Annotated in this window: 10 protein-coding genes; 9 read left to right on the top strand and 1 reads right to left on the bottom strand. The window is 34.5% G+C overall.

Going from position 1 to position 12,821, the window contains the following annotated elements:
- Positions 1-138: 138 nt before the first annotated feature.
- The 8 genes from CLV73_RS18910 (at position 139) to CLV73_RS08545 (ending at position 10,772) form a co-directional block, all read left to right on the top strand.
- On the top strand, positions 139-285 hold the full coding sequence (locus CLV73_RS18910; protein ID WP_157798762.1) for a hypothetical protein: 147 nt from the start codon (positions 139-141) through the stop codon (positions 283-285).
- A 71-nt stretch (positions 286-356) separates the two neighbouring features.
- Complete coding sequence (locus tag CLV73_RS08575; RefSeq protein ID WP_169925743.1) at positions 357-1,712, top strand: radical SAM/SPASM domain-containing protein; 1,356 nt, start codon at positions 357-359, stop codon at positions 1,710-1,712.
- On the top strand, positions 1,699-2,448 hold the full coding sequence (locus CLV73_RS08570; RefSeq protein ID WP_169925731.1) for a hypothetical protein: 750 nt from the start codon (positions 1,699-1,701) through the stop codon (positions 2,446-2,448). The genes CLV73_RS08575 and CLV73_RS08570 overlap by 14 nt, the downstream gene beginning before the upstream one ends.
- Before the next feature lie 61 nt (positions 2,449-2,509).
- Positions 2,510-2,995 (top strand): GIN domain-containing protein, encoded by a 486-nt coding sequence (locus CLV73_RS08565; protein WP_157798761.1) that lies wholly within the window; start codon positions 2,510-2,512, stop codon positions 2,993-2,995.
- Between the two features lie 73 nt (positions 2,996-3,068).
- A complete protein-coding gene (locus CLV73_RS08560) occupies positions 3,069-5,270 on the top strand; it encodes a peptidase domain-containing ABC transporter (protein ID WP_100376415.1) in 2,202 nt (733 codons plus the stop codon).
- Between the two features lie 279 nt (positions 5,271-5,549).
- Complete coding sequence (locus tag CLV73_RS08555; RefSeq protein WP_100376414.1) at positions 5,550-8,459, top strand: SusC/RagA family TonB-linked outer membrane protein; 2,910 nt, start codon at positions 5,550-5,552, stop codon at positions 8,457-8,459.
- A gap of 10 nt (positions 8,460-8,469) precedes the next feature.
- Complete coding sequence (locus CLV73_RS08550) at positions 8,470-9,987, top strand: RagB/SusD family nutrient uptake outer membrane protein (protein WP_100376413.1); 1,518 nt, start codon at positions 8,470-8,472, stop codon at positions 9,985-9,987.
- 269 nt (positions 9,988-10,256) lie between these two features.
- Positions 10,257-10,772 carry a thioredoxin family protein gene (locus CLV73_RS08545; protein ID WP_100376412.1) on the top strand — a complete coding sequence of 172 codons (516 nt, stop codon included), beginning with the start codon at positions 10,257-10,259 and terminating at the stop codon, positions 10,770-10,772.
- A gap of 50 nt (positions 10,773-10,822) precedes the next feature.
- Here the strand turns inward: CLV73_RS08545 and CLV73_RS08540 are convergent, their stop codons facing one another.
- Positions 10,823-11,176: a DUF7674 family protein gene (locus CLV73_RS08540; RefSeq protein WP_228424289.1), complete on the bottom strand. Its 354-nt coding sequence runs from the start codon at positions 11,174-11,176 to the stop codon at positions 10,823-10,825.
- A gap of 456 nt (positions 11,177-11,632) precedes the next feature.
- On the opposite strand from CLV73_RS08540, the gene CLV73_RS08535 reads away from it, so the two are divergent.
- Positions 11,633-12,646 (top strand): nucleoid-associated protein, encoded by a 1,014-nt coding sequence (locus CLV73_RS08535; protein WP_100376410.1) that lies wholly within the window; start codon positions 11,633-11,635, stop codon positions 12,644-12,646.
- The last annotated feature ends 175 nt before the right edge of the window (positions 12,647-12,821 follow it).

Below are 12,821 nucleotides of genomic sequence, written 5' to 3'. Positions count from 1 at the left end.
TTTAATGTATCGAAACTTTAACCAAATCTTAAAATTTTAATATTAAACAAAATGAGAAATTCTAAATTAAAGAATGCTTTCGAAGTTGCAAAACTAGACTCCCTAAAAAAAGGAGAAATAATTAGTGTTAACGAACAAATGGCTATCAGAGGAGGACAAGCTGCTTTGGCTTGGCAGCCGCTTTGTACTGTTAATAACTCATGTACAGTTAACAATTCTTGCGGTCCACAACAACCTACGCAGCCAACACCAACACAACCAACGCAACCTACAACTAGTTTGTAATACTAAATTTCCCCATAATCATAATAACATAACTTTATGTTATGGGGTTTTTTTCATTTAACCAATTTATTATGTTTAGAAACTCATATTACAGGATAAAAACAGACGCTGGAAATGATACCGTTCTGTATTTCTCGACCAGAAGTGGAGAAACGATAGCATTAGAAAGTGATACTGCAGCGATATATGAAAGAGAAGACTATGACAGTTTACCCGAGAATATCTTTTCAAAATTATTGTCAACTTATTTAATTGTTCCCAGCCAGGAGAACGAATTGGAAGAGGTAATACAGGAAAATAAAAATTCAATTTTAGACAGTAAAACATTATATCAGGTTATACAGCCTACAGCCAACTGTCAGTTGGGATGCGGATATTGCGGGCAAAACCATACTAAAGCACTTCTGAATGAGGGGCAAATGGATGCGATACTGGAGAGGCTGAAATATAAATTAGAAAATGAACATTCATATAATACATTAGAAATTGGATGGTTTGGCGCAGAGCCTTTAATGGCTTTAAGTAATATAAAAAGTATGACTCCGCGATTAAAAGAACTGGCTGATAAACATAACTTAGGATATTCTTCTAAGATGGTAACCAACGGCCTTTCTTTGAAGCTGAATGTTTTTTTAGATTTGGTTAAAAATCATCATATCCGGTTTTTTGAAATCACTTTAGATGGTACAGAGGAGTTTCATGATAAGAGAAGGTTTCTGAAATCAGGCGAAAAGAGTTATAAGATCATTATGGAAAACCTTATCAGCATCTTAAACCATGAGGAATTTGATAAATTAAACGCGGTCATCAGTATTCGATGTAATGTTGACAAAATGAATGATGAAGCAGCCATTCTTTTGATTGATGAATTAAAGAATTTAGGACTTCATAAGAAAATTACAAACTTTTATGTTGCGCCCATTCACTCATGGGGTAATGATGCTCACTTAAAATCTTTAGAAGTTGAAAATTTTGCAGATAAAGAAATTGAATGGTTAATGTACTGTCTGAAAAATGAATTTAGTTCCGCTTCTATCTTACCGCAAAGAAAAAAGCAGACCTGTATGGCTGTTGATCCCAAAGCGGAATTAGTGGATGCTTATGGAAATATTTATAATTGTACAGAGATATCATATGTTCCTAGTTATGATGATGCTGGTTATATATTAGGAAACCTGGATACTTTATCACCAGACGATTTATTACCGAAAAGAGATTTCATCAACTGGTATGATTTGATTAGAGAAAACAAATCGAACTCTCCGTGTCATACATGTAAAATACTTCCTATTTGCGGAGGAGCATGTCCTAAAACTTGGAAGGAGGGGATTTTCTCTTGCCCACCCATCAAATTTAATATTGAAGACAGAATAGCATTATCCTATTTGATTTCTCAAAAAGGAGCGGAGGTTTTTGAAACTTTTTAATTATTCTATTATGGGAAAATATGATGATTTATATAGTGGTCTGGAACTTCTTGCCCAATCTAACAAGAAAAGCTATAAAGATCATTTGAAATTCGATGAAGGCATTACTCAGATGATCAATTCAATCTGCGAATATAAAAGGAATTTTCTGTTTTATTATGAAAATTACAGTGGTGCATTGAAAGAATCTAGGAGCGGTAATATACTGGCCGCTGAAGCGTTAATTTCGAGGGCCAAAAAATATATTGATAAATCTGTTTTAAGTAAAGAAGAAAATAAGTTGTATGATCTGATCTGTACACCGGTGGATGCTTATTTATTTTACAAAAAAAAGGATTATGTGACTGCTATAAAGATGACGAAAGAAACAATGATTTTAGATTCATATTTTGAAGAACAATTTCCCATTGTTTTTTATCATAAGATTCAGCAGATGCAAAATATATCAAGAATCTATTTCAGAGAACAGAAAATAAATGAGGCGCTGGAGGTCTTAAAGTTAATATTCAGTCTTCTGATCAATAAAACTGAAATAACCTATTTTGATGTACACTATCATCCTAGCTTTTTAGAAAGAAATAATGAAGGTTTAAGGAAATCTATGATCTATGATGTATTTAATGAATTAGTAGCTACCGGAGAGAAGCATGAAGAAGCTAAAAGAGATTATATCCTGGATTTTTGTAATGAAATAATTAATAATCCGGATCTTAATTTAAATGAACTTCACGTATAACACATTAAAACTAATTGTAGTAATAATTACATTTCTACCTTTTCAAAATTATTATTCCCAGATGATAAAAAGTGAACTCAGCTTAAATGACAATGTTTTCAATGAAATTAACATTAAGAATTTCGGAAAGGTATTTCTTTCAAAGGGAAAGGCAAACTCTTTTATAATAGAAAGGAATTCAGATGACGATAAGTATATTGACTTCAAAATAGTCGATGGTGTAGTCTTTCTCAATTCAGTTCATAGCACTGAAGAAAGTAAAAAGGATAATTACAATATTTATCTTACTGTTAAAAATGAAAACATTTCAATAAATGCCTTGAATCTAGGATCGTTTCAAACTGAAGATAAAGCCGATTTTAAAACAATTAAACTTAAAATCATTAACTGCGGTCATATAAATTTACTTGTTGCATCCCAGTCTTTATTCCTTGATCTTCAAAATGTGTTTTCCTTGAAAATTGGCGGTCAAACGGATGCATTAACTTTACAAAAGAATAATGTGATACTTAGTAATTTGAGAAAACTTAAGGTTAAAAATAATTAATCAAGATTATTTACTAGGAACATTTCCGTGTAAATGCTATTAATAATTTTTATTGTCAGAAAGATATTAAATAATGCGTTTCATTGCCCAATATGATCAAATGGACTGTGGTCCTGCCTGTTTAGCTATGGTGTCTTCTCATTATGGTAAAAATTTCAGTTTACAGGATTTAAGAAGTAAAAGTTTTATAACTAAAGAAGGCGTATCATTATTAGGAATTTGTGAAGCTGCTGAAAATACAGGCTATAAAACTATAGCACTTAAAACAGAGAGTGAGGGATTTTCAAAAGAACTTTTACCCTGCATTCTTCATTGGAATCAGAATCACTTTGTCGTTCTTTACAAAATTTCTAAAAACATTATTACAGGCAAACGTACTTATAAAATTGCAGATCCGGGGCATGGTTTTGTCTCTTTAAGTGAAGAAAAATTTAAAAAATCCTGGATTTCGGAAGGAAATAAGGGAATCGCTTTATTTTTAGAACCGACCGAAGATTTTTATCAGCATACCCCTTTACAGGAAGAAACACTTTCCATTAAATATTTATTGAAATATTTAAAACCTCATCAAAAGCAAATCTATTGGATGCTTTTGTTGCTTACTTTAGGTACACTTATTACTTTAATATTTCCCATTCTTACTCAGAAATTGATAGATGAGGGGGTAAATAAAAAAAATCTTTCTATCATAGTATATATCCTGTTGGCACAATTGGCTTTCTTTTTGGGAAACATTGTGATCAATATTTTCCGGAACTGGATTATTCTTGTTGTTGGAACAAAAATAAACATTCAGATTATTTCTGATTTCCTTAAAAAACTACTGAAACTTCCGATTAAATTTTTTGATACCAAGCTGATGGGAGACTTTAGTCAACGGATTCAGGATCATGAAAGGATTGAAAATTTTCTTACCTCACAAAGTCTCCTGACGTTGTTTTCAATTATTACATTTACAGCCTTCTTCGGAATCTTGTGGTATTATGATGTAAGAATATTAACTGTTTATATGGTGCTTACCACAGTTTCAGTACTCTGGTCTCTTTACTGGATGAAGAAGCGTAAAATTTTGGATTACTTCCGTTTTCAACAGCGAAGCGAAAATCAGGAATCTATCTATGAAATCATTAATGGTGTTTCCGAAATGAAGCTTAATCAATTTGAGGACTTTAAACGAAAAGAATGGGAGAGTATCCAAGAAAAACTATTTAAAATAAATATCAGAATTCTAAAATTAGATCAGATACAACTTTCAGGTTTCGAATTTATAAACCAGCTCAAAAACATTATCGTTACTTTTCTTTCTGCCTATTTTGTGATACAAGGCTATATGACTTTAGGGGCATTGCTCAGCGTTTCCTATATTATTGGTCAGATGAATTCGCCTGTAAACCAGCTGATAAGTTTTTTTCGCTCTTTACAGGATGCAAAATTAAGTTTGGCAAGGCTGAATGAAGTTCAGAATAATCCTGAAGAAGAACAGGAAAAACAAGTGCCATTATTAAGTAAAAAATATACGGAACAAAACGGGATTGAAAAAGGAATTTATTTTAAAGACGTTTCCTTTCAGTATGAAGGTCCTCAATCGCCTTATGTTTTAAAAAACATTAATCTGTTTATCCCGGAAGGTAAAGTGACTGCCATTGTAGGAGCCAGTGGAAGTGGTAAAACGACTCTCATGAAAATGCTTTTGAAGTTTTATGAGCCTGTTTCCGGAGAAATTACTTTTAATCATCTCAATATTAATGATATATCGCCAATAGATTTAAGAAAGAACTGTGGTGTTGTCATGCAGGACGGTTATATTTTTTCAGATACCATCGAAAGAAATATCGCGACAAGTGATGAAGATATTGACTACAATAGAATTGAACAAGCACTGCAAACCGCTAATATTAACTCCTTTGTTGATGGATTGCCGTTAGGATTGAGCACTAAAATCGGTGCTTCAGGTAACGGAATCTCAGGTGGACAAAAACAAAGAGTTTTAATTGCAAGAGCAGTCTATAAAAACCCGCATTTTATTTTCTTCGATGAAGCCACTTCTGCATTAGATGCTGAAAATGAAAAAATAATTCATGATAATCTTCAGTCTTTTTTCAAAGGAAAGACCGTAATTATTGTTGCACACAGACTGAGCACCGTAAAAAATGCCGATCAGATTATTGTATTGAAGAATGGAGAAATTGCTGAACAAGGAAACCATCAGAGTTTGGTTGATAAAAAGGCTGATTATTATAATTTAGTGAAAAATCAGTTGGAACTTGGGAGTTAATTTTAAATGCTTATTCAGAAGTATTTTATTACCTTATTCAATAGCCTCCTTTGGGGCTTTTTGTTTTAGAAATTGACATTTTGATATTATTTTTTCTAAATGATTCCTTAGTATTCTCTAAAAAGAGAAACTGACAGGTTACTACAGGATAGCAGAAATTCATGAGAAGTATACTTTTATGAAATTAAAACATGAGAAATATCATGTCTTTTTCAGATTAAGTTTTCTTAATGTTTTGATTTCACGGATACATCAATAATTATAATCACGAATCATAGAATGAAGAAATCCATAGTTACTTTAGGTATTTTACTAAGTACCACTGCTTTTATCTTCGGACAGGAAAAACAAACTACCGGCACTGCCAAGGATAGTGCAAAAACGAATAAAACTAAAGATATCGAGGAAGTTGTTGTTATTGCTTATGGTACGCAGAAAAAGGGTGAAGTCACAGGTTCTGTAGGTAGAGTAAATGCCGAAACCTTCAAGGACCGTCCTATTGCAAGAGTAGATCAGGCATTAACGGGGCAGATTGCCGGGGTTAAAACCCGGTCTACTACGGGAAAACCCGGGGAGCCTTTAGAAATAAGAGTTCGAGGTTCCGCTTCAATATCGGCAAGTAATTCTCCTCTTTATGTAGTTGACGGGATGGTTGTCGATGATATGGCCAATGTTTCTCCCGATGATGTGCAATCGATTGAAGTTTTGAAAGATGCCGCCTCTACTGCCATGTATGGGTCTAGAGGATCCAATGGAATTGTGATTGTAACCACCAAAAAAGGGGCATCCGGAAAGCCTGCCTTCAGCTTTTCGCAGTATTATGGAATTCAGACTATCGAAAAAAAGCTGGATATCATGACAAGTTCGGAATGGATTGATTATGCGACCGAAGCAATTAATAAAAAATGGGAAGCACTTGCTCCGGGTAATTCTGCATCTGATAGCTATGCAGTGAGGGCAAACTATTTTAATCTTGCCAATACAACAGATTATAATTTAGCGAATATCAATTACATGATTGATCCTAGATGGGGAACCAATCAAGTGGCTAATATTGACTGGCAGGATGTATTTTATCGGCCTGCATCTGTTCAAAGTTATCAGTTATCGGCAAGGGGAGGGAATAAAAATGTGAAGTATCTCATTTCGGGTGCCTATTTTGATCAGGAAGGTTTAGCAATTAATACAGGCTTTAAAAGATTCAATTTAAGCGCTGTTATTGATCTTAATATTTCGGATAAATGGAAGGCGGGAATTTCATTTCGTCCGAGCTATTCAAAAAGTTATGGAGCAACCGTTGACGGAAAAGATAATTTAGCTCACAAAATGCTTTCCATGGTTCCTGTAGCGGAATTGAGTGCAGGTTTGTACACCAATTTCTGGAAAAATACAAGATACAGATGGGCTGGCTCTACTCAAAGCCCGATTGGAGTGATGGAAAATACAACCAATAATACCAATGAGTTCCGCTTATTATCAAGCTTATATGTTTCTTACGATATTTTGCCTGATTTAAATATTAAAATTTCAGGAGGAGCTACCAATAACTTTAATCTGAATAACGGTTACACGCCAACTTTTGATTTAATCACCAATACTCCGGGACAGGTGAGTATTGCGAGTCGTAGAACTGTAAATTACAACAGATATTTGGGAGAGGCCTTATTAAATTATAAAAAGACTTTTGGAGACCACAGTATTGCAGCTATTGCAGGGTACAGCGCCGAAAATTACAGGACTACGACTCAATACAACCGGAACAAAGGTTTCCCGAATGACGATTTAAAAACCTTCAATTTTACACAATCCGCATCTGTACTTAATTCGGAATATACGGCGTCAGAATGGATGCTGATTTCAATGTTCGGCCGTGTAAACTATGATTATAAAAAGAAATATATGTTGTTGGCGAGTATTCGTAGAGATGGTTCTTCCAGATTCGGGTGGGATAACCTTTGGGGGGTATTTCCGGCATTTGGGGCAGGTTGGAAAGTAGATAAGGAAGATTTCTTAAAAGATGTAAGTTGGCTTAATAATCTTAAGTTGAGATACAGTTGGGGAGAGAACGGAAATAATTCCATCGGAGATTACAGGGCTTTTGGAACATTAGGAGGAGGAAATTATTCATTCGGAGGAAATTTGTCTAATGGCTTAATTCCCAACACCATTGAAAACCGCAATTTAACCTGGGAAAAAACTCAATCCTCCGACTTTGGTCTTGAATTAGGTTTATTTAACAGAATTGATTTTACGGCAGATTATTATATCAAAAAAACTAAAGATCTGCTTTTGGAACAGCCTGTAGCAGCTGTAACCGGATATACTACCATGTGGAGTAATGTGGGTTCAGTTCAAAATAAAGGATTGGAATTAGAATTAAATACAAAAAACTTAATCGGGGAATTCAGATGGAATACTTCTGCCAATATTGCTTTCAATAAGAATAAAGTTTTACAGTTAGGCAGCGATAACACGCCTATTTATACGGGTTTCAGCAATAGCACAAATATCATACAGGTCGGTCAGGAACTGAATGCATTCTATCTTTATGAAGCGATAGGAGTACTTTCTACAGCAGACATCAATAACCCGAATGTTGCTAAAACCAGCGGAGCAATTGCCGGAGATGTTAAATACAAAGACTTCAATGGAGATGGGGTGATCAACGAAGATGACCGTCATATTATCGGGGGACCGACTCCTGATTATTATTGGGGCTTTACCAATACTTTTTCGTATAAAAACTTCGACCTTTCCGTATTCTTTCAGGGACAAAAAGGTGGTTATAGCTATGCTTTGCTAGGTCGTGCAATCGATCGCACGGGAATGGGTACAACGACAAACGTAATGGGAAACTGGGCAAACCGCTGGCGTTCCGATGCTGATCCGGGAGATGGGAAAACTCCCAGATTAGATGGAACTACAGGAAGTTTATTAGATACAAGATGGCTGTATGATGCCACTTATATTCAGCTTAAGAATGTAACCTTAGGATATAATTTTCCTAAAGATCTGGTGAACAGACTTAAAATTTCTAGTCTGAGAGTCTATGTCAGCCTGGAAAACGTTTGGAGAAAAGATCATTACTATGGCGGTTACAATCCGGAATCCGTACAGTCAGACGGAACCGATTACGGAGCATATCCCAATGCAAAAGTCTATATGATGGGCCTAAACTTTAACTTCTAAAAATTTAAAAATGAAAATAACTTACAATAAAAAAATAAGAACCTTTGGAAAAACATTAGTCTTGGGAGCATTTCTATTGGGAATGATGGGCTGTGAAAAAGATCTGATGTTGGAACCCGAGAATAATATCACCCAAACCTCTTTTTACACTACGGAGCTTCAGATCCAGCAAGCACTGTCAGGAGTGTATTCTGCAATGATTAATTCCTCGTCGAGAGGAGGATTTGATGTTAACTTTTATTTACTGGCATCAGAAGTTCGTTCGAATAATTTTAACGCAATTTCACAAAACGGGAACAGGGATTATTATGCCATCAACCGTTTTCAGGATACTTCTTCAACAGAAGAAGTCGAAATTCTGTGGGAAGATGCTTATCAGCTTATTTCTTACGCAAATAATATTTTAGCAAGAATTGATGCGGTTCCCTTTGCAGATCCTGCCACAAAAGAGCAATATCGCTCTGAAACCCGTTTTTTAAGAGCATATGCTTATTTTGAGCTTATGCGTAATTTCGGAAAAGTTCCTTTGGTAGACCATCCGGTAAGTCCGTCGGAGGCGGCTTCTATCCCAAGAACGGATCTAAGTACTCTTTATAGCTTTATCACTTCAGAAATTGAAGCCTCCATAGGTGGTTTAAAAAACACGTATGATTCAAAGAATAAAGGCAGGATTACCAAATCGGCGGCTCATGCGATGTTGGGCAGGATGTATCTTACAGGATACGGTTATCCTCTTAATAACAGTTCTTATCTGACAAAAGCAAAGGAGCATTTATTCGCTATAATTCAAGGGGAAGGACAGTATGTAACTTTTGCACCCAATTATGCGGACTTGTTTAAAAGCGCTAATGATAATAAATATCATATTTTTGAAATTCAGCATATCAGTGGTGGCCTTTCACAGGGATCCTATTTGCCGAGTTATGTTTCACCGACATTTGGGACTGCCGATCCTTTATATAATGCGCAGGGGAGTTTATACAGTTCCAGTGAATTGGGAGTTTCTCAGTCTTTACTTAATGCTTATGAAGCCGGAGATGTGAGAAAAGCAGTAACGGTTAAAACTCAATTTATCGCACAAAACGGGCAGGTGGATTATGCCAATTATTTTGTGAAATTCCGTGAAGGAGGTCTTGTTATCACCAACCGGTACGACTGGCCTATTAATTTCCCGATTATCCGTTATGCAGATGTTCTCTTGATGTATGCAGAAGTTTTAAATTATGAAGGGAATACCAGTGGAGCAGTTCCTTATTTAAACAGAATTCGCCAGAGAGCCGGTCTTTCAGCACTTTCTACTTCGATGTCAAGTTCGGATTTTACGACCGCACTCCGTAAAGAAAGAAGGGTTGAGTTTGCAGGAGAAGGAGTGTACTGGCATGATCTGGTACGTTGGAATATTGCAGTGAGTGTTATCAATCAGGCTGCAGCAGATCTTAATTATAATTATACCATTACAACCAATGATTATCTGTATCAGATCCCTTTATCCCAAATTCAGGTGGCGGGTTATGAACAGAATCCTTAAAAATATTCTTTATTTAGTTTTTGTTGAATTCCCCGAGCGAAAGCGAGGGGAATTTTATTTTGGATAATTATTACAATTTTACATTAATCTTGCTATCGTAATTATTATGACTATGTCATTCTGAATGTAGCGAAGTGAAATGAAGAATCTAAGATATCATGAGATTCTTGCTGCGTCAAAATGACAATGGTGTAAAATTATATATAGTTGCTTTATTTTGAGAATAAAAATCTTACATTCGTATCACTTTAAATCAAAAACAAAATTATATGAAGTTTTCTAGAATACTTATAATACTGGGGTTATTCCTTTTTCAATTAAATTTCGCACAGGAAAAAGCTGATGTCATATTAAATAAGGCAATTAGTGAAGCAAAATCAAAGAATAAAAACGTACTTCTGGTGTTCCATGCCTCATGGTGCAAATGGTGTCATGTGATGGAAAAGAATATGAACCTTCCGGAAACCAAGCCTATTTTTGAAAAAAAATTCGTTACAGCCTATGTAGATGTTCAGGAAACGGGAGAAAAGAAAAAACTTGAAAATCCCGGAGGTCAGGAACTGATGAATAAATACAACGGGGAAAATACAGGGCTTCCATTCTGGCTGGTTTTGAACCCTAAAGGGGAAGTTCTTACCGATTCTTTTGATCAGAAAGGAGATAATCTGGGCTGTCCATCCACAACAGAAGAGGTGGCCACATTTACTGCAAAACTGGAGAAATCTTCAAAAATGAATAAAAGCGAACTCCAAACTATAGAAACGGCTTTTACCAAAAAGAATTAATAATATTTTCGGCGGCACCAAAGGTGCCGCCGAAAATATTATATTAACTATTATTTACCAAAAAATATCTTATCCTGTTTTCTCTGTTCATTGTAGATGATCTGAAAGCTCACAGGCATATTCTGATAAAGAAGTTTCCAGTGCTGGATTTTTCCGTGCTTTTTAAAGCTTTCAAACGATCTTACAAAAATATTTTCTATGATGCTTTTTACATAAGAATCACCGTTTTTATAAATCATATCCATAAGCTTAATGTGATGGGCAATGATGTTGACCTTAGATTCCTGCAAAAGTCTTTTTAAATAATTAATCGTTGCCTGAATGACCCCGGCAAAATTATCCTGTAAAGATAATTGCGTGATTTCGTTTCGAAGAGGGGGATAGAAAAATTTTAAATACTCCATAGCTGTTTTTTGATTAATAGCTTGCATATTCACGTTCACCATAATTTATATTTTTCAAGTATCAGTATTGCAGCGAAAAGCATACCAAGATAAAGACAGAATAAATAATTAACTATTTTTTATAATCACGATAATTACTCAAATAAAAATGACCTCAATCTCTCTATTTATAACTGATTCTGAGTTTTTAAATTATTATTTACATTCTATAAGATGTTGATTTTTAATTCGGTTTTAGGCTTTTCCGTTTTCAGTTTTTGTAATGTAACCGATTAAAAATGTAATGAAAGCAAATGTGGCAGAAGTGTAAAATTGTTGCCAAAAAATCTGACAGAAAATCACTTGTAAATTGTGATATTAGTTTTTTTAAGATATCTGAATGATGAGGTTTCTAAAAATGAAAAACTGTGGAGTATCTGAGATAATTAATATCTTTGCAATCCATAAAAATCGAAAATGTTTTCAAAAATCGTAGTACACAGAGTCGGAAATAAAATCAATGGAGAATCTTTAATGCTTTCTCAGGAAGAGCTGCAGCTGGATGAAGGGATGGCAGAATTGCTGGAGAATTACTTTCTGGGTTCGTTCAAATCCGAAGAGACTTTCCATTTCTATAGTGATTCCTATTTGGTAAACAATCCTGTTTATAGTGCGGTATCTGAAATTTTTGATGATAAAGCGAAATTTCTTTGGGAATCTGAAAACATCGCAAAACACCTTTTTGAAGCTGCGGAAAACCCAAGAGTTCAAGGAGGAGAACTATTTGTGGCTTATTTTGAAGATGAAAGAGAAAATGGTGAAAAAGTAGACAAAATCGGTATTTTTAAAACCGAAAAAAGAGAATCTTTTCTGAAAATATCGCCTCAGGAAGAAGGCTTTGAAATTGAAAAAGATATGGGAATCGGTTTATCGAAAATTGATAAAGCAGCTCTCATTTACAATAATGATAAGGAAACCGGATATGTACTTTCTGTAGTTGATAACAACAAAAACGGGGATATGTACTATTGGTTCGAAGATTTTTTAAAAGTAAAGCAGCGTGACGATGAATATTTTCATACACAGGAAGCTTTAATGGTATATAAAGACTATATCACAAAGCAGTTACCTCAGGAATTTGAAGTTTCCAAAGCAGATCAGGCCGACTTTTTAAATAAATCGATTAACTTTTTTAAAGAAAAAGAAGAATTCAAGCTGGATGAATTTGCCAATGAAGTATTGGGAGACGAACACGTAATCGAAAGTTTTAATAATTTTAAAACGGATTATGAGCAGGATATGCAAATTAATATTGCGGAAGAATTCCCCATCAGTGAAGCTGCGGTGAAAAAAACACAAAGACATTTCAAAAGTATCATTAAACTGGATAAAAACTTCCATATTTATATTCATGGTGATCGCCAGAAGATCGCTACAGGTGAAGATGAAAAAGGAAAATATTATATGTTATACTTTGATAAGGAAGTCTAAATTTTTTTAAGCATAAATAATCATTTTTTAGTGATAAGAGTACCAATAACTTTAGATAAAAAAATTAGAGTTATTGGTGCTTTTTACATTTTATAAGTGTTGGTTTCTCCATGTTTTTTAATAATAATTCTAATTTTTTTTATTGGAGTTATTTTGTTTTTAGTTTTATTAAATC

It is taken from the genome of Chryseobacterium geocarposphaerae, assembly GCF_002797535.1.
Classification (GTDB): Bacteria; Bacteroidota; Bacteroidia; order Flavobacteriales; family Weeksellaceae; genus Chryseobacterium; species Chryseobacterium geocarposphaerae.
The sequence above is the reverse complement of the archived record's forward strand: the minus strand, read 5'-3'. Positions and strand labels throughout refer to the sequence as shown.